The sequence below is a fragment of the Sulfurimonas hongkongensis genome, from assembly GCF_000445475.1.
Taxonomy (GTDB): domain Bacteria; phylum Campylobacterota; class Campylobacteria; order Campylobacterales; family Sulfurimonadaceae; genus Sulfurimonas; species Sulfurimonas hongkongensis.
Genome location: NZ_AUPZ01000020.1, coordinates 1 through 16,303 on the forward strand (window position 1 = coordinate 1; position 16,303 = coordinate 16,303).

The window sequence follows — 16,303 nt, forward strand, 5'->3', positions numbered from 1 at the left end:
AAAAAAGTACCTTATCAGACACTTATAAATGCTTTACTTAGAAAAGAACTACAGTCAGTATAACAAAACCTCGTAGCCAATAAATGCCCTAGCGGTCATTTATTGGCTAGAGTCAACCGTTATCCGCTCACTGCGTGACCGGATAACGGGGGCGCGGGTTGAACACCCACTGGTTATCTGTCGCACAGCGCCAGATAACAAGCGGGAGGAGCAAGCAACCATTGCAAAACCTAAAGGTTTTTCAATGGCAGTTACTCACCCGCGCCCCCGTTATATTACAAGGATAAAGACAATGGAAAAAAAAGAATTTATATTTGAAGATAAACAATATGAAGTTAGATCTTGGTTGCAAGATGACAATGAAACATATACCGTAAAAGTATTTGTAAATAATCAGCCTGCAAATGGCTATAACTATAGTGTTTCGATAGAAAATATCAATGATGCTAAAAGAGGTAAGTTTCCTCAAGACTTATTAGGAGATTTAATTAATTTAGCTGAAAATGATATAAAAGAAAAAAAGTGGGAAAAATATCTTGAGACTATGCAAGGTGAAATATAACAAATTGGAGAGAAATATTTATGAGTGCTTAAGTACGTTAAATTAGAGAGTGTAAAGTGAGTCATCTTCACGCTGCGTTCGAATGGCATACTTTATATTTTGACTGAGTTTAATGCTCTGAATATATATTTTTGAATAAGGATTAGTATGAATATTTTTGAAAATTTTAAGCTACTTAAAGCGGATATGGAAGAAAAAGGTTGGGTAATTGAAGCCTTTTCTTTCAATTATAAGAAAGTTGACTATGTAGTTCTAGTGAAGCTTTATCAAAAGGATGAAGTTAAGGAAAACCGTTACGCACTTTTAAAAGTAGAATTCCTTAAAACACATGACATTGACGATAACTTAGTCGTTCCTGCAAATGCTCGAGAATTTTTAATTGATGCTCGGACGTTGAGAGAGTATTTTGGCATTGAGTGGTCTGAAAATCTTGGCAATATTTTACACCAATTTAGCGAACACTTTGCTCAATTCATACCTGACAAAGTTGATTTGTCAAAAAGTAATCTTTTTAAGATTGCGATGACAAAATCTCTTTCTGAAAGTGATAGCGAAGATCCAAACAAGATATATTGTTTTGGAGTCTGTAGAAACCCCGATAACGGAACAAGATCTATATTCAACGATAATAAGTCTCGGTTGTTACGACCGAAACTATATGAGAAATTTATCGGTGAGAATACTGTTAGCTTTCGTTATTCAACAGACAGAGAAAGAGAAAAAAGCGATGCTGAAATTATTAGAAATTTCAGCAAAAAATAAGTTAGTAGACAATGTCGTGAGAATATAAATATAACAAAACGCAGGAGCCAATAGTTTACCCTAGCGGGAAAACTATTGCTCTCCTTAAACGTTATCCGCTCACTGCGTGACCGGATAACGGGGGCGCGGGTTGAACACCCACTGGTCATCTGTCGCACAGCGCCAGATAACAAGCGGATGCACAGAGCACCCAAATGAAAAATTGAAATTTTTAATTCGGGAGTCCGTGACCCGCGCCCCCGTTGTATCTAAGATTGTGTAATATCGCTTCAATTTTAAATATGCCTATTTATGAAAGTAAATTGGTAAATTTAATTTTTCGGAGGTCTCAAGTGAAGAGACTACTTTTTAGTTTAATAGCGATAGGATTACTATCAACATCAATAAATGCACAAAATTTAAAAAAGGGTTCAATAATTGAATCAAAAGATGAAATATCTTGTGCAAGTTTTGGTCATATGGAGTTTGCAGCAGATGGTATTTCGCAGTATAGTGGAGCATTTCTAACTGGATATTTAAGTAATGCGAATTGTAAAAATATGACAGAAGGAATGGATTTAAAAGTAGTTAAATACAAACAATTTAAAGGTTCATACGCAGGTAAAACAAAAGGTGTATTAGTTAAATTACCTACTGGAATGACAACTTGGATAGCTAGATAACTCAAAAAACTAAAGTGAAACTCACTTTAGTTTTGTTATAATGTGAACAAATAAAATCTAAAGGCTAAGACATGCAAACCTTATCAGTTCAAATACAAGATAGTTATGTTCAACAATTTATGAATTTTGTAAATAATAGCCATTCTAATATAACTGTTTCAAAAGATAAAAATTTAGAGTTTGATCCATATTTTTATGAAAGAAAAAAAGACTTAGAACAGATTATAGAAGATTCTGAAAATGGCACTATTGAATTGCTATCACAAGAACAATATGACAAAGAGATGGAGATTTTTTTCAAAGATTTAAAAGCTAATGAAAATCTTTAGAACAAGACTATACAAAACTCAACTACTTAGAATTTTAAGACATATTGCAAAAGATAAAATTAGCGCAAGTGAAAAATTTCATAAGAATTTAAATGAACAAATAGAAAACCTAATTAATTCCCCTTTAAAATGCAGACAATCATTTTACTCTGACGATGAAAATGTTAGAGACATGATATTTATGAAATACACTATTCAATTTAAGATGTATGAAAACAAAATTACTATTTTAAAAATCTTCAACAAGAATAAGCCAAAAGAAGACAGATACAACAAAACATAGGAGCTAATAAGTTACCTAACGGTCACTTATTAGCTCTATTCAACCGTTAGGCATCACATTTGCACATTAGGTCTTAATTTGGTACAATAAAAAGACTGAAGGAGATTTTATGCAAATTGTAAATGATATAAAGCCTGTTACCTATTTAAAAAGTAGAGCAGCTGATGTTTTAAAATATATCAATGAAACTCGTAGACCTATGATAATCACACAAAATGGTGAAGCTAAAGCTGTTATACAAGATCCAAAGAGTTATGAAGATATGAAAAATGCTCTTGCTATAATGAAGCTTCTTTCATTTGCCGAAGAAGATATTAGAAGTGAAAATCTTCAGACTGAAGAAGATGTTTTTAACTCTGTGGAAGAGCTCCTTAGCGAATGAATAAAACTTATAAAGTTAAATGGACTTCAAATGCAAAAGAAGATCTTTTAAATATTGTTGACTATATCAAAAAAGATAGTTTAAATACTGCAAGAAAAGTTTATGGACAAATAAAAGAAAAAGCACAATCTAGCAACTTTTTTCCTTTAAAAGGTAGAGTGGTTCCTGAACTTCTAAAAGAAGGTATAACTATTTATAGAGAACTGATTGCACAACCTTACAGAATAATGTACAAAATTGAAAATGATACTGTTTATATTATGGCTATTTTTGATTCAAGACAAAATATAGAAGAGTTGTTATTACAAAAACTATTAAGAGGGAATATGCTAACAAAACAGAGTAGCCAATAAGTTACCTAACGGCAAGGCTATCTTCAACCGTTAGCTTTATTTTTCGCACTCTACACCTTTTTAAAAAGATGCTTAAAAATTATTGAAAAGGAAATGATATATGCCAATTGAAGTTTTAATATCTTTTTTATTATTAGGTTCATTTGTTGGATTTATGGCAGGATTACTAGGAATTGGTGGTGGAGGCATCATGGTGCCAATCTTAACCTCAATATTTTTGGCACAAGGGGTATCTATTGATAATGTAGTTCATTTAGCTTTAGGGACATCTATGGCTTCAATTATTGTAACCTCTTTTTCTAGTATGAAAGCTCACAATAAAAATAAAAATGTTTTATGGGGTATTGTTAAATTAATGTCAATAGGAATATTAACAGGTACATTTTTAGCCACCTTTATAGCTTCACAAATAAGTTCAATATATTTAGCTTTATTCTTTGCACTATTTATGGGATATGTATCTATACAAATGTTTTTAAATAAAAAACCAAGTCCAAATAGAAAATTAGCTAATAAAAAAGGACTGTTTTTAGTTGGGAATGGCATAGGTGCTATATCTGCTTTAGTTTCTATTGGTGGAGGTTCATTAACAGTTCCATATCTAACTTGGAGCAATATTGAACTTAAAAAAGCTATTGGTACATCTGCTGCAATTGGTTTGCCAATATCTATTGCTGGAACATTAGGATACATAATAAATGGATGGAACAATACAGCAATAGAAAACTATACTTTTGGTTTTGTTTATTTACCTGCCGTTTTACTTATTTCAGCAACAAGTTATTTTACTGCTCCATATGGAGCTAGTTTTGCAAATAAACTACCAATTGGTAAGTTAAAAAAAATCTTTTCTTTATTATTAAGTATTCTTAGTATAAAAATGTTTATTACAGTAGTGAGTTAAAAGCTAACAAAACTTTGGAGAAATTACCCTAGCGGGGAAAATTATAGCTCACAACAACCGTTATGTGGAGGCTATTTAATTGACAACTCAAAACAAAGCCTTCTTATAAAGAGTAACTTAAAAAAAACAAGGAAAGTAAAAAATAGATAAAAATTGTATGATTCAATACATATTATTTAGAGATTTTTTTCTCTTTTTGCATTCTTTTATACTCTTTTTCAAACTTTTTTCTTCTTGAGTATGAGAGTTTATCTATAAAAAGTACACCATTTAAATGATCTATCTCGTGTTGAATGGCCACACTTAAAAGTCCGCATGCGTCTAGTGTTTTAGTGTTGGCATCTCTATCTTGAAAGTTTACAGTTATGTTGTCATATCTTGAGATATCTTCATAAAAACTAGGGACACTTAAGCATCCCTCTTGATAAACTATCTCTCCATCTTTATTTACAATGATGGGATTTATCATCTCTATGAGGTTTTCTTTTGATTGCTCTGAGTCATCATCTGGGATATTTATTATCAATACTCTCTTAGCATGAGAGACTTGAATAGCCGCTAAGCCAATTCCATTTGAGTTCATCATCACATCATACATTGCATCTAAGAGTTGATGGAGTTTTTCATCAAACTTATCAACCTCTTTTGATATCTCTCTTAACTTCTTATTTGGGTATTCTACTATATTTAGTTTCATATTTTTATAATTTGCTCTTTTTTCTACTTAACTTATTCTCTTAGAGAGACTGCAAAATCTATCTTTGGATCACTATAAGCTTTTTCTATGCCATTCATAGCACTTACAACTATCTCTTCTACTGAGTAAAGAGTAGATATGTCGGTCACTCCTATAGATATTTTTAACTGAATCTCTCGATCTGCTAAAAAGAAGTTAGAGTTTGAAACAAGCTCGCAAAGTCTCTCGCTAGCTTTTTTAGCACTATCTATATCTGTATGTTTTAACACCATCGCAAAGACACCACTTCCATAGTGAGCCACTGTATCGCTTCTTCTTGAAGTCTTAAGTAAAAGTCTAGCAATGGTTCTAGTCATGAGTGTTATTGCTTTATCGTTATCAATACTCTCTTTTAACTCTCGCGATAGTTCTATCATGATAAGCGAGCTTTTATGCTTAAACTCGCCTATTAGCTCTATCTCCTGCTCTATTTTTGTCATAAGATATCTTTTGTTATAAACGCCATATCTATTGTCAAAAATAGTCTCGTTTTCTACACCTTTTATTATCTTTGCTGTCTCATCATAAAAGTCTCGCATCTGAGTGCTCTGTTTTTTAAGTATAGTATTTAGCTTTGAAACATCATCCTCTAGGGACGAAGCAACACTTATAGCAGCTTGAATCTCTGTGTTATCTTGAAGCTCTTGTTTTTTCTTTTCTAAGATCTTTGTCATCAAAGTCATGTTTTTGTACAGGTTTGCAGTAACACCTAGTATGTTTTTTATAGAACCAAAACCTCTTTTAAGACTCTGTTCAAGCATGATAGTATTCTCATCCTCATTGCTTTCTTCGAGTTCAAGCATAGAGTGAATCTGCTTTCTTAAGTTCTCGCTCTTATCTTCTAAAAGCCTATCAAAGTACAAAGAGAAGTTATTTGGAGTAGGTGGCAAGTTGTCTTTTATAAGAGCATTTAGTACCTCTTTAGAATAAATCTCTAACTCACTAGTAGGTTCATCAATCTCTACCGCCGCTATAGTTGGCTCTTTTACTGCACGGTTTCTACTTCTTAAAGATCCTGCCATATTATCCCCTTACTCTTTATCGTTTTTAACCAAAACCTCATCAATCATACCATACTCTTTAGCTTCTTTGGAGCTCATAAAGTTATCACGATCAGTGTCTTTTTCAACTCTTTTGATACTTTGACCAGTATTTTTTGCTAGTATTGCGTTGAGTTCAACTTTCATTCTTAAAATCTCTTCGGCTTGGATAGCGATGTCTGTAGCTTGACCTTGAGCACCACCTAAGGGTTGGTGTATCATGATACGAGCATGAGGTAGAGCATATCTTTTACCCTTTGCGCCAGATGAGAGTAAAAATGCCCCCATAGATGCAGCTTGTCCTACACAAATAGTAGCAACATCTGAGCGAATATAATTCATAGTGTCATATATAGCCATACCTGCAGTTACCACACCACCTGGTGAATTTATATAAAAATATATATCTTTTTCAGGATCTTCTGCTTCTAAAAAAAGAAGTTGTGCAACTATAGAAGAGGCAACTGGATCATTTACCTCTCCACTTAGCATGATTATTCTATCTTTTAAAAGACGAGAGTAGATGTCATATGAACGCTCACCACGGCCAGTTTTTTCTACTACATAAGGAATATAACTCATCCTTAAGCTTCTTTTATCTTTGAGTTAAGAAGTTGACTAAGAACTTTATCTTCAACCATTGACATCTGAATAGCTGGAAGGTAACCAGCAGACTTATACTGCTCATAAGCTTTTTGAGGATCTTGTCCCATCTGCATAGCTTCGTAGTAAATTGTTTGCATAACTTCCTGTTCTTGTACTTTTATATCTTCAGCAGATGCTAATGCATCTATAATAAATGTAGCTTTTACGCTTTTTTTCGCATCGTCACGTAGAGTCTCACGAAGCTCTTCTAGTTTGTCTTGGTTTTCGCGAAGCTCAATAATCTCTTCTTCGCTCATACCTTGAGCTTTTTTGTTTAGTGCCATATCTATCTCTTGATCAACTACAAACTCTGGAAGATCAAAAGAAATTTTCTCAACAAAAATCTCTAAAAGCTCTGGCTTTAAGTTGTCGTTGTAAAGTTTTGATAACTCTTCATTTTCTATCTGAGTTTTTACTTGTTTTTTTAACTCTTCTAAAGTCGCATTTTCTTCACCCGGGAGCATTTTTTTAGCTAACTCATCATCAATAGCAACTTCGTCTTTTACCTTGATACCATTAACTTTTACTTTAAACATAGCATCTTTGCCAGCTAGCTCAGTTCCACCATAGTTCTCAGGGAATGTTACATTTACCTCAACTTCTTCATCTCTTTTTACGCCAAGAAGTTGGTCTTCAAAACCTGGAATAAACTGACCAGAACCTAAACGAAGTTCAAAATTTTCAGCTTTGCCACCTTCAAAAGGCTCTCCATCAACAAAACCTTCAAAGTCTATAACAGCAGTATCTCCATCTTTCATCTTACGGTTTCTTGCGATATCTTTTAGAGGAGCTTGTGCTTGCGCCAACTCTGCAATTCTTGCATCTACATCTTCATCACTTACTTCTGGTTTTTCGACCTCTTTTATGAGTGAAGCATAATCACCTAGCTCAATTACTGGTCTCATAGCAACTTTAACGGCTACCTCTATTTTATCTTCACTCTTATCAAACTTAGAGATATTTGGCTCACCGATAAGTTCATCATTTGCTATACTTAACTCTTCTAAACCTTTGTTTAAAACTTCACGAAGGGCCTCAGCTTCTGCATCCTGAACAAGTTTATCTCCATACTGTTTTTTTACAACACTTATAGGAACTTTTCCTTTTCTAAAACCTTGAACACTGGCAGTTTTTGCTAACTCTTTAGCAATTTTTTCTAAGTTTACGTCAATCACTTCTCTTAAGATTGTCGCTTCTATAAGAGCATTTGCACCATTAATTTTACTTGATTTGATTTCCATCAATTTCCTTTTTTGCATCTTTTACTTGTTTTTCAAGCATTATTTTTGGATAATATTACCTAAATTCTTCTTTTAGTTAGCTTTTGCATAACTTTGGCTTAAAATTTAGTATCAAAAACCATACAACTGCCACATCTATCATTACATCAGCAAAGTTAAACACCGCAAAATCAAATCCGCAGTGCCAATAGACCATATCAACCACACCGCCATGTATAAATCTATCATAGATATTAGACAAGGCTCCACCTAACAAAAGTCCGGCAGGCATGGCAAAACAGAGTTTTTTTAGACTTAAAACATAGACTAAGATGCCAAGAATTAGGACAAGCTGTATATACTTTAGCCACTCATCTAAAAAACTAAACATTGAAAAAGCAACGCCTTTGTTATAGACTAAGATTAAATCTATGCACTCGGTGTAGTACCTAAAACCATCTACAAAGAGCATCTTTATGTTTTGATCTATTATAAAGATTCCAGCCATACTCAAAAAAAGTATTGCATTTAGTTTTAGAGTTTTGCTAGGCATTTAAGGCTTTTTGAAAAAAATCAACCATTTCTTTCATATGAAAATTTAGCTCTTTTGCATCTCTGCACTCAAGCAAAACTCTTAGCTTATTTTCGGTCCCAGAATATCTTATGAGATGTCTAATATTCTTTGCATCTAGCTCTTTTAGCTTTACATCTAATCCATCTATTTTAGAAAGTGGCATTTTTGTTTTTATGTTTATATTTACAAGCCTTTGAGGATAGAGCTTAAATGGACGCAGAGCAACTGATGCTTTAGTCTTTGTCTCAATAATGAGTGCTAGAGTTTGTAAAGCACATACAAGTCCATCACCAGTCTTTGCAAAATCACTAATTATTACATGTCCACTCTGTTCTCCTCCAAAGTTGATACCCTCTTTTTTCATAATCTCTACAACATTTTTATCACCTACATCTGAGCGAAAAAGTTTAAGTTTTTTTGACTTCATATAGTCTTCTAAAGCTTGATTGCTCATAACTGTAGAGACAATCCCTCCGCCTTTTAAAACACCTCTATCGTTCATGTAAGAACCGAGCGCTCCTAAGAGTTGGTCGCCATCTATAATCTCGCCTTTTTCATCTACTACAACAAGTCTGTCTGCATCTCCATCTAGTGCTATTCCTAAATCTGCTCTATATTTAACAACACTATCACAAAGATCTTTTGTGTGAAGTGCTCCGCATCCCTCGTTTATATTAAAGCCATCTGGTTTATTGTGCAGTACAATAACCTCAGCGCCAAGCTCTTCTAAAACTGTAGGACCAACTATATAGCCCGCTCCATTTGCAGTGTCTAGCACTATTCTCATTCCACTAAGCGAACTCTCCCGCGGAAATGAGTTTTTAAGTGCTACTATATATCGTCCTATAACATCATCGATTCTTTTTGCTTTACCAATCTCTTTACCCGTTACCTGCGCATCTGCTATCTTTTCATCATCTCTGTAGATGGCTTCTATCTCAGCTTCTACTTCGTGAGAAAGTTTATCACCATATCCATCAAAAAACTTGATTCCATTATCTTCATAAGAGTTATGCGACGCACTAATCATAATCCCAGCATCACACCTCATATTTTCAGTGATAAAAGCTATCGCAGGAGTAGGCATCGGACCTATTTGAATCACATCATACCCTATAGCGCTAAGTCCGCTCACAATAGCATTTTCTATCATATAACCACTTCGCCTAGTATCTTTTCCAATTAGTATTCTGTTTGTTTTAGAATGGGCTTTGAAGTATATTCCAGCTGCCATGGCAATTCTCATAGCCAAAGATGCGCTTAAAAATGATCCCGCTTCGCCTCTCACTCCATCTGTTCCAAATAGTTTCATCATATTTCCATCATATTAAAGTGAGGTATTTTAACATATTTTTTGGTTTTATTAAGGGTCTAGATATATACACTTAAGCCCAAATTTTACAAGTTTACCTTGTCTTTAACTTAATTTTAATTATTTTTAAGCTACAATTTCGCACTAAAAAATTAATGAGAAGGACTCATGCATGGCAAATCACAAGTCATCAATTAAGAGAATTCGCCAAACACTCGTTCGTACAGAGCGTAATCGTTTCTACAGAACTCGTCTTAAAAACATTGTAAAAGATGTAAACACTGCAGTAGAAGCAGGAAACAAAGAAGAAGCAGCTACAGCATTTCAAGTAGCTAACAAACAAATTCACAAATTTGTAAGCAAAGGTGTCTTAAAAAAAGAGACCGCAGCTAGAAAAGTTAGTCGTCTACACAAATCTGTAAACGCTATATAAATAGAGCAAACATAAATGCTCTCAGATAAACTTACACCGTTTATCAATCGCTATAACGAACTTAGCAAACTGCTAAGTTCACCTGACATCGCCTCTGACATCAAAAGGATGACAGACCTCTCAAAAGAACAATCTTCACTTCTAGATATAGTTGAAAAAGCAAAAGAGTATAAAACTCTGCTAGAAGATATTGCAAGCACTAAAGAGATGCTAAGTGATAGCGAGATGTTTGAGATGGCAAAAGAGGAGCTCAAAGAGCTAGAACCTCAAAAACCACTTTTAGAAGAGGAGATAAAACTTCTACTTCTACCAAAAGACCCCAATGATGATAGAAATATCATCGTAGAGCTTCGTGCTGGTGCTGGTGGAGATGAGGCGGCTATCTTTGTAGGTGACTTATTTGATGCCTACACTCGCTATGCAGAGCTTAGAGATTGGAAGGTTGAGCTTATAAGTACCTCGCCATCAGATGCTGGTGGGTATAAAGAGCTAATCGCTCTTATAAAAGGTGAACAGGTTTATAGTAGGTTGAAGTATGAAGGTGGCACTCATCGTGTTCAAAGAGTTCCAGCTACAGAGTCACAGGGTCGCGTTCACACCTCAGCAATCACAGTAGCAGTAATGCCTGAGGTTGATGATGTTGAAATCGATATAAGTGAAAATGACTTAAAAGTGGATGTTATGCGTTCATCTGGTTGTGGTGGGCAGTCTGTAAACACTACAGACTCCGCAGTTAGAATCACTCACTTACCAACAGGTATAGTAGTGACCAACCAAGACCAAAAGTCACAACATAAAAACAGAGAAAAGGCTATGAAAGTTCTAAAAGCGCGCCTTTATGACCTTGAGATGCAAGAAGCCCAAGCAAAAGATAGCCAAGCACGATCAGCCCAAGTTGGAACTGGAGATAGAAGCGGTAGGATTAGAACCTATAACTACCCACAAAACCGCATAAGCGATCATAGAATAGGACTAACTCTTTATAGACTAAATGAGATTATGAACGGTGGTTTGTTAGATGAGATAGTAGAGCCTCTAATAGCCGACCATCAAGCTAAAATAGTTGAAGCAGCTGGTTTATAAATCACTAAACATAACTTATGTTTAGTGATAACTTACTCTTTCTCGTAGTAAGTAGCATCAAAAGTTTTTCTAACTCTTCCTTTAAAAGTAATAGTTCCACCTCTTATTCCAAGATATAAAACATCTCCACTCTTAGGATAAACCTCGGCACTTTCATCAACTTTTTTTTCTTGATATGCTCTATAAAAACAAGCAGCCATTCCAGTTCCGCAAGCTAAGGTCTCATCCTCAACACCTCGCTCATAAGTCCTTACTTTTATACTTTTTTTATCATCTACAAAAGCTATATTTACATTAGCATCATATTTGTGCCTTAACTCTCTTGCTTCTTGTATATCAAACACTTCTATATTGTGCGTAAAATGCACAAGGTGTGGAACTCCAGTATCTATGAGCCACCAAGATTTAGAATTATGAGTGATATTTTTATCTTTTATCTCGGGGGTAGTTAGTTCACTTTCAACCATATCGCCATCAACTTGTGCTTTTATAACACCAGCTTCTGTTAAAAAGCTCATTTTCGCTGGTGCTAGCTTATTTATATAAGCATAGTGTGCACACGCTCTTGAGCCATTTCCACACATGTCTGCATGGCTTCCATCAGAGTTATAAAATTGCCACTCGAAGTCATATTCTTCATTAGGAAGCAAAACTATAAGCCCATCAGCTCCAACTCCATCTTGTCTATGACAAAGCTCTTTTGCAAGGTTAGTTCTATCTTGCTCTACGTCAGAGTGAAATATTACAAAATCATTTCCGTTTGCACTATATTTCGAGATTTGCATATCTAAGTCCTTTTATAAGTAAATTTTTTTAATCTTCTCAACAAACTCTTCAACTTCTTTTTGAAGATGTTTCAAATCTTTTGAGTTATCTATAACCCAAGTGGCTCTTTTTTTCTTCTCCTCTATAGACATTTGAGAGTTTATTCTTCTTAAAGACTCCTCTTTAGAGTAGTTATTTCTCTTCATAAATCTCTCAAGTTGAATATCTTTGGGAGTATATACAACCACACTATCTTTAATCTCATAAGAATTTTTCTCAAAAAAAAGCGGAATGTCTATAAGATAGGGAAATTTAAAACTATCTTGCTTGATGCTCCTTAGTTCTATCTCGTCTCTTATCTTAGGATGCAGATACTCTTCTAGGACTCTCTTTTTTTCAGCATTTGCAAATATCAGATTTCCTAGTTTTGCACGATTTGGCTTCGTACCATCTATGTATTTATCTCCAAAAGTCTCTCTAACCCACTCAGTTGAGGCATCAAGTATCTCATGCGATACAATATCCGCATCTATCACCCTCATACCATTAAGTGCAAGCAGAGATGCGACTGTACTCTTACCAGTAGCAATCCCCCCAGTTAGTGCAATAGCGTACTTAAATGCCATCTAGTTTTTAATGATACCTAGATACTCTTTACGGATATAATTACCCATAGCAAAAGCAGCTACGTGAATATCACAATTATAGTACTCATTGTCATCTAGCATATCTGCTCGTTGAAGATTTATATCTGCAGTTGGATGATACTTTTTTGATGCAAGAAGTGCCGTTTTACTACCGCCAACATTAAAAGGCATAATAATTTTAAAGTAACGAGCTAAGTCTTTCATCATAGCTTTATTTGCTTCTACTTCATCTAAGGGTGGATGAGTTATACAAAGCAGAGCATCTTCTTTTGATATACGATCAATTTGAGCTAAGAGCTTTATATCTGACTCCATCTCACATATAATTACATCAAACAAGTCATCTTCAAGATTAGAGATTGCTTCTAGGCAAGGCTCTATAGCTTTTGTTTTAACACCTTTATACTTTAGCATCTCTTTTGCAAGCCTACTCGCATTTTCGCTTATCATTAAAACTTTTTTAGGGTCTTTACTGGTACAAAGTGGAACATGCACCATCATTTCAGGGTATATAAACTCTTTCATTTACTGATTCCTATATTTATAATTGAGATGATTTTATCATATTAGGATTAATTTTACTTAAGTATTGTTATAATTACGAAAATGTTTAAGGGTATCAAATGGATTTCAATAAAATCAGAAAGTTTTGTAGAGTTTTTCGTATTTTTCTAGGACTTGCACTTATTATCGCGGGTATTATCAACTATGGAGCCTTTAGTGGTGCTGGTTGGTTCTTCTTAGGATTTATTCCTCTTATAGCTGGTATAACGAACTTTTGCCCTCTTTGTATGATTAGTAAAAAATGTGACATGCCACAAAACTCGGGGAAATAAATGAGCCAAATAAGCTATAAAGATGCAGGTGTTGATATAGATGCTGGAAATAGTTTTGTTGACAACATTAAGCCTCTAGTTAAATCTACTAAAATACCTGGCGTATTAGGTGGCATCGGTTCATTTGCTGGTGCTTTTGAGCTACCGAAGGGTTTTAAAGAGCCAGTAATGCTAGCAGCTACTGATGGCGTTGGAACTAAGCTAAAATTAGCGATAGATAGCGGTATTCACAATAGTGTAGGAATAGATCTTGTAGCTATGTGTGTAAATGATTTGCTTTGTAATTTTGCAACACCATCTTTTTTCTTAGATTACTATGCAACAGGAAAACTTGATGTTGAAGTTGCTACAAATGTAGTAGCTGGTATTGCAGAGGGCTGCAAGCGAGCTGAGTGTGCACTAATTGGTGGAGAGACTGCTGAGATGCCGGGAATGTATTCTAATGATGATTATGATCTAGCTGGCTTTGCGGTTGGTGTAGCGGAGAAGTCTGAGATGGATAGAGTCTCACTTGTAAGGGCTGGGCATAAACTTATAGCACTGCCAAGTTCAGGTCTTCACTCAAATGGTTTCTCACTGGCAAGAAAAGTGCTTTTTGAAAAAATGAGTATGAAGTTTGAAGATGACTTTAATGGCAAACCACTTATAGAGACTCTATTAGAGCCTACTAAAATCTATGTAAAAACATTTAAAAGATTAAGAAATGAGATAGTAGCAATGGCCCATATCACAGGTGGTGGCATAGTAGAAAACTTACCTCGTGTACTTCCAAAAAACTTAATGGCAGAGGTTAAAAAAGACTCTATAAAAATTCTTCCAATATTTGAGCTAATGAGTAAATATATTGATCAAGAGGAGATGTTTAGAGCATTTAATATGGGTGTTGGAATGATACTAGTCGTTGAAGATGCAAATGTAGCAAAAGTACTACAAGAGACTGATGGCTATCTTATTGGTGAGATAAAAGAGGGAAAAAGGGAAGTAGTTTTAGTTTAAAAACAGTGGAAATTTACTCCCCTGTTTTCATTGGCGAAACACTATTTGTAAGAGAGTTCTTAGAATGCATAATTAAGACCAAGGCTTAAAGCTGTTTGAGAATGCTTTGTAGTGATATCTTGACCTACAAAGTTTGCATATGTTTGACTAACCTCTGGTGAATATACACACGCTAAGTCAACTGATGTTTTTTTACTTATATTATATGTGCCACCAATAGTAAAATGTGATTCCACAATAGCTGGAAACCCTAGCAGATTAAATGTATTAACTAAGCCCGCTTCTAACCCTGCACTATTGATTCCTGCATAAGTTTGCTCTTTTATAGGACTAGTAGCATAGTTATATCCAACACGGACAGCCCAATCACTTGTAGCATATTCATAACCTACAGCAATTACGTTTTGATCATCCCACCCAAAGTCTTCATAACCTTTTGTTGATGACCATTTTATTTGTTTATAGTCTAGTGCTATTGTGTGCTCTTTCATGTTGTAGCTTACACCTACACCTAGTTCAGCTGGCGTGGAAAGTTCATCATTTGTATATGCACCTCCTGTCATTGCACCAATAGTAGTTGATAGGACACCTTTATATTTCATGTCAATTTGAGATTTGTAAATAGCACCTATAGTTAAACCTGACACTTCATAAGCTACTCCTATGTTATATCCAAACTGTAAATCTTGTGCTACTCCACTTCCCACATTCATTGGAGTTGTCGATAAAGTAGGTGCAAATGTGCCTGTATTCATTAAATACATTCCATTTTGTAATGCAGGAGACATCTTATAGTTAATATCTAATGAACCATACTGCAATAATGGTGTGATTCCCATGCTAAAGCCACTATAAGTATATGCCAAAGGAACACCAAACTGCATAAGTTGTAGATTAGTAACCATGTTCATTTGACCTGATGCCGCGGCCTCACGGTAGTCAACACCCATGCCAGCTGTTCCCCACATACCAATACCAAAATAGAAGTTATCGTTTACTTTACTCGCTATTGCAACAGAAGGAATGATATTTATATCGGCATCACTATCAGCATTAGAAGATTCATTGGTAGTGCCTGATGGGCTGCCACCTGCAACTCCTGTTGGTAAAATCAGACTACTCTCATTTTTAACTTTTGGCATAAAAATCGTACCACCAAAAGAAATTTCAGTATCTTTAACTGAAGTAATGAGAGCAGGGTTAGCTAGAGTAGATTCGGCACCATGTGACATACCTATGCCAACTCCACCCATACCACGAGCTTTAGCACCAACACCTATTAGATTTGAGCCATTTGTTGCCAATGCAGATGTTACGCCTAAAGCTATTGTAGCTACTAGAGCTAACTTGATTGTTTTTTTCATTTTTTCTCCTACATGCAATATAAGAATTTAAAATAGATAGACTTTCACCTGCAAGCATTATAGGCGAGTTAATTTTAACTAAGTCTTAAAAAAAAATAAAAAGCATAGTATTTTCTTAAAAGCGCGAGATTTATAAGCCTTACATACGATGTTAAAACCTCGTTTCCGAAAGAGATGTGAGGATTTATAACTTGTCAAGGCTTTTCGGAAGCGGTGCTTTAGCTTCGCCCTTATGGCTTTAGAATTGAATTAATATTAGAATTGGCAAATTAATATTCACTAGTTCCAATGCTCTGCGTTGGAATTCATATATATTTAAATTGACAGGGGTAGTTGTTATTGATATAAAAAGTAGTAAAGAGATAAGTTTATATATAAATGGTGATTTCTAAACGTTTAATTATTGTTGTTGTAA

General features: G+C 34.7%; 22 protein-coding genes. 12 read left to right on the forward strand and 10 right to left on the reverse strand.

The genetic code is table 11. From position 1 onward, the window contains the following. Positions 1-292: 292 nt before the first annotated feature. The 8 genes from M947_RS22655 to M947_RS22690 all read left to right on the forward strand — a co-directional run bounded on the left by M947_RS22655 (position 293) and on the right by M947_RS22690 (position 4,237). Complete coding sequence (locus M947_RS22655; protein ID WP_021288461.1) at positions 293-562, forward strand: hypothetical protein; 270 nt, start codon at positions 293-295, stop codon at positions 560-562. A gap of 147 nt (positions 563-709) precedes the next feature. Further along, on the forward strand, positions 710-1,324 hold the full coding sequence (locus tag M947_RS22660) for a DUF6037 family protein (RefSeq protein WP_021288462.1): 615 nt from the start codon (positions 710-712) through the stop codon (positions 1,322-1,324). A gap of 332 nt (positions 1,325-1,656) precedes the next feature. After that, a complete protein-coding gene (locus tag M947_RS22665; protein ID WP_156022395.1) occupies positions 1,657-1,986 on the forward strand; it encodes a hypothetical protein in 330 nt (109 codons plus the stop codon). A 71-nt stretch (positions 1,987-2,057) separates the two neighbouring features. Beyond that, on the forward strand, positions 2,058-2,315 hold the full coding sequence (locus M947_RS22670; protein WP_021288464.1) for a hypothetical protein: 258 nt from the start codon (positions 2,058-2,060) through the stop codon (positions 2,313-2,315). After that, positions 2,302-2,598 carry a type II toxin-antitoxin system RelE/ParE family toxin gene (locus M947_RS22675; RefSeq protein WP_021288465.1) on the forward strand — a complete coding sequence of 99 codons (297 nt, stop codon included), beginning with the start codon at positions 2,302-2,304 and terminating at the stop codon, positions 2,596-2,598. Before M947_RS22670 ends, M947_RS22675 begins: the two co-directional genes overlap by 14 nt. Before the next feature lie 109 nt (positions 2,599-2,707). Next, complete coding sequence (locus M947_RS22680) at positions 2,708-2,980, forward strand: type II toxin-antitoxin system Phd/YefM family antitoxin (protein ID WP_021288466.1); 273 nt, start codon at positions 2,708-2,710, stop codon at positions 2,978-2,980. Then, positions 2,977-3,333 carry a type II toxin-antitoxin system RelE/ParE family toxin gene (locus M947_RS22685; protein ID WP_021288467.1) on the forward strand — a complete coding sequence of 119 codons (357 nt, stop codon included), beginning with the start codon at positions 2,977-2,979 and terminating at the stop codon, positions 3,331-3,333. Before M947_RS22680 ends, M947_RS22685 begins: the two co-directional genes overlap by 4 nt. A gap of 100 nt (positions 3,334-3,433) precedes the next feature. Next, on the forward strand, positions 3,434-4,237 hold the full coding sequence (locus M947_RS22690; RefSeq protein WP_021288468.1) for a sulfite exporter TauE/SafE family protein: 804 nt from the start codon (positions 3,434-3,436) through the stop codon (positions 4,235-4,237). Between the two features lie 172 nt (positions 4,238-4,409). Here M947_RS22690 and def read toward each other — a convergent pair whose 3' ends face one another. The 6 genes from def to glmM all read right to left on the reverse strand — a co-directional run bounded on the left by def (position 4,410) and on the right by glmM (position 9,764). Continuing rightward, a complete protein-coding gene (def, locus tag M947_RS22695; protein WP_021288469.1) occupies positions 4,410-4,934 on the reverse strand; it encodes a peptide deformylase in 525 nt (174 codons plus the stop codon). Between the two features lie 32 nt (positions 4,935-4,966). Beyond that, a complete protein-coding gene (locus tag M947_RS22700) occupies positions 4,967-5,995 on the reverse strand; it encodes a GGDEF domain-containing protein (protein WP_021288470.1) in 1,029 nt (342 codons plus the stop codon). A gap of 9 nt (positions 5,996-6,004) precedes the next feature. Continuing rightward, the gene (clpP, locus tag M947_RS22705; RefSeq protein ID WP_021288471.1) at positions 6,005-6,595 is read right to left on the reverse strand and encodes an ATP-dependent Clp endopeptidase proteolytic subunit ClpP; all 591 of its coding nucleotides are present in this window, start codon (positions 6,593-6,595) and stop codon (positions 6,005-6,007) included. Between the two features lie 2 nt (positions 6,596-6,597). Beyond that, the gene (gene tig, locus M947_RS22710) at positions 6,598-7,899 is read right to left on the reverse strand and encodes a trigger factor (RefSeq protein WP_021288472.1); all 1,302 of its coding nucleotides are present in this window, start codon (positions 7,897-7,899) and stop codon (positions 6,598-6,600) included. Positions 7,900-7,975: 76 nt separating this feature from the next. Next, positions 7,976-8,431, reverse strand: coding sequence for a signal peptidase II (gene lspA, locus M947_RS22715; protein WP_021288473.1), 456 nt, complete (start codon positions 8,429-8,431; stop codon positions 7,976-7,978). Beyond that, a complete protein-coding gene (gene glmM, locus M947_RS22720) occupies positions 8,424-9,764 on the reverse strand; it encodes a phosphoglucosamine mutase (protein WP_021288474.1) in 1,341 nt (446 codons plus the stop codon). The genes lspA and glmM overlap by 8 nt, the downstream gene beginning before the upstream one ends. 172 nt (positions 9,765-9,936) lie before the next feature. On the opposite strand from glmM, the gene rpsT reads away from it, so the two are divergent. Together rpsT and prfA are read left to right on the forward strand one after the other, a co-directional pair. Further along, positions 9,937-10,197 (forward strand): 30S ribosomal protein S20, encoded by a 261-nt coding sequence (rpsT, locus tag M947_RS22725; protein ID WP_021288475.1) that lies wholly within the window; start codon positions 9,937-9,939, stop codon positions 10,195-10,197. 15 nt (positions 10,198-10,212) lie between these two features. Further along, positions 10,213-11,280, forward strand: coding sequence for a peptide chain release factor 1 (gene prfA / locus M947_RS22730; protein WP_021288476.1), 1,068 nt, complete (start codon positions 10,213-10,215; stop codon positions 11,278-11,280). Positions 11,281-11,312: 32 nt separating this feature from the next. Here the strand turns inward: prfA and dapF are convergent, their stop codons facing one another. Genes dapF through M947_RS22745 form a run of 3 tightly spaced genes read right to left on the reverse strand, consistent with a single transcriptional unit; the run spans position 11,313 to position 13,217 of the window. Then, positions 11,313-12,065 (reverse strand): diaminopimelate epimerase, encoded by a 753-nt coding sequence (gene dapF, locus M947_RS22735; protein WP_021288477.1) that lies wholly within the window; start codon positions 12,063-12,065, stop codon positions 11,313-11,315. Between the two features lie 12 nt (positions 12,066-12,077). Continuing rightward, entirely contained in the window at positions 12,078-12,671 is a 594-nt protein-coding gene (gene coaE, locus M947_RS22740) for a dephospho-CoA kinase (protein WP_021288478.1), read from the reverse strand. Further along, positions 12,672-13,217 (reverse strand): spermine/spermidine synthase domain-containing protein, encoded by a 546-nt coding sequence (locus M947_RS22745; RefSeq protein WP_021288479.1) that lies wholly within the window; start codon positions 13,215-13,217, stop codon positions 12,672-12,674. It lies immediately after the preceding gene. A 98-nt stretch (positions 13,218-13,315) separates the two neighbouring features. Here M947_RS22745 and M947_RS22750 point away from each other — a divergent pair, with 98 nt between their 5' ends. Both M947_RS22750 and purM read left to right on the forward strand, forming a co-directional pair. Then, complete coding sequence (locus M947_RS22750; RefSeq protein ID WP_021288480.1) at positions 13,316-13,528, forward strand: YgaP family membrane protein; 213 nt, start codon at positions 13,316-13,318, stop codon at positions 13,526-13,528. Next, complete coding sequence (purM, locus tag M947_RS22755) at positions 13,529-14,524, forward strand: phosphoribosylformylglycinamidine cyclo-ligase (protein WP_021288481.1); 996 nt, start codon at positions 13,529-13,531, stop codon at positions 14,522-14,524. It begins immediately after the preceding gene. 59 nt (positions 14,525-14,583) lie between these two features. Here purM and M947_RS22760 read toward each other — a convergent pair whose 3' ends face one another. Continuing rightward, positions 14,584-15,888, reverse strand: a complete 1,305-nt coding sequence (locus M947_RS22760) for an OmpP1/FadL family transporter (RefSeq protein WP_021288482.1) — start codon at positions 15,886-15,888, stop codon at positions 14,584-14,586. Positions 15,889-16,303: the final 415 nt, after the last annotated feature.

Bases quoted from the DNA above. Each gene is read 5' to 3' on its own strand.
- rpsT (WP_021288475.1), top strand. From the start codon at position 9,937: ATGGCAAATCACAAGTCATCAATTAAGAGAATTCGCCAAACACTCGTT.
- M947_RS22680 (WP_021288466.1), top strand. From the start codon at position 2,708: ATGCAAATTGTAAATGATATAAAGCCTGTTACCTATTTAAAAAGTAGA.
- glmM (WP_021288474.1), bottom strand. From the start codon at position 9,764: ATGAAACTATTTGGAACAGATGGAGTGAGAGGCGAAGCGGGATCATTT.
- M947_RS22760 (WP_021288482.1), bottom strand. From the start codon at position 15,888: ATGAAAAAAACAATCAAGTTAGCTCTAGTAGCTACAATAGCTTTAGGC.
- M947_RS22655 (WP_021288461.1), top strand. From the start codon at position 293: ATGGAAAAAAAAGAATTTATATTTGAAGATAAACAATATGAAGTTAGA.
- M947_RS22685 (WP_021288467.1), top strand. From the start codon at position 2,977: ATGAATAAAACTTATAAAGTTAAATGGACTTCAAATGCAAAAGAAGAT.
- M947_RS22660 (WP_021288462.1), top strand. From the start codon at position 710: ATGAATATTTTTGAAAATTTTAAGCTACTTAAAGCGGATATGGAAGAA.
- clpP (WP_021288471.1), bottom strand. From the start codon at position 6,595: ATGAGTTATATTCCTTATGTAGTAGAAAAAACTGGCCGTGGTGAGCGT.
- M947_RS22690 (WP_021288468.1), top strand. From the start codon at position 3,434: ATGCCAATTGAAGTTTTAATATCTTTTTTATTATTAGGTTCATTTGTT.
- dapF (WP_021288477.1), bottom strand. From the start codon at position 12,065: ATGCAAATCTCGAAATATAGTGCAAACGGAAATGATTTTGTAATATTT.
- M947_RS22750 (WP_021288480.1), top strand. From the start codon at position 13,316: ATGGATTTCAATAAAATCAGAAAGTTTTGTAGAGTTTTTCGTATTTTT.
- M947_RS22670 (WP_021288464.1), top strand. From the start codon at position 2,058: ATGCAAACCTTATCAGTTCAAATACAAGATAGTTATGTTCAACAATTT.
- M947_RS22745 (WP_021288479.1), bottom strand. From the start codon at position 13,217: ATGAAAGAGTTTATATACCCTGAAATGATGGTGCATGTTCCACTTTGT.
- def (WP_021288469.1), bottom strand. From the start codon at position 4,934: ATGAAACTAAATATAGTAGAATACCCAAATAAGAAGTTAAGAGAGATA.
- tig (WP_021288472.1), bottom strand. From the start codon at position 7,899: ATGGAAATCAAATCAAGTAAAATTAATGGTGCAAATGCTCTTATAGAA.
- M947_RS22675 (WP_021288465.1), top strand. From the start codon at position 2,302: ATGAAAATCTTTAGAACAAGACTATACAAAACTCAACTACTTAGAATT.
- M947_RS22700 (WP_021288470.1), bottom strand. From the start codon at position 5,995: ATGGCAGGATCTTTAAGAAGTAGAAACCGTGCAGTAAAAGAGCCAACT.
- lspA (WP_021288473.1), bottom strand. From the start codon at position 8,431: ATGCCTAGCAAAACTCTAAAACTAAATGCAATACTTTTTTTGAGTATG.
- coaE (WP_021288478.1), bottom strand. From the start codon at position 12,671: ATGGCATTTAAGTACGCTATTGCACTAACTGGGGGGATTGCTACTGGT.
- purM (WP_021288481.1), top strand. From the start codon at position 13,529: ATGAGCCAAATAAGCTATAAAGATGCAGGTGTTGATATAGATGCTGGA.
- prfA (WP_021288476.1), top strand. From the start codon at position 10,213: ATGCTCTCAGATAAACTTACACCGTTTATCAATCGCTATAACGAACTT.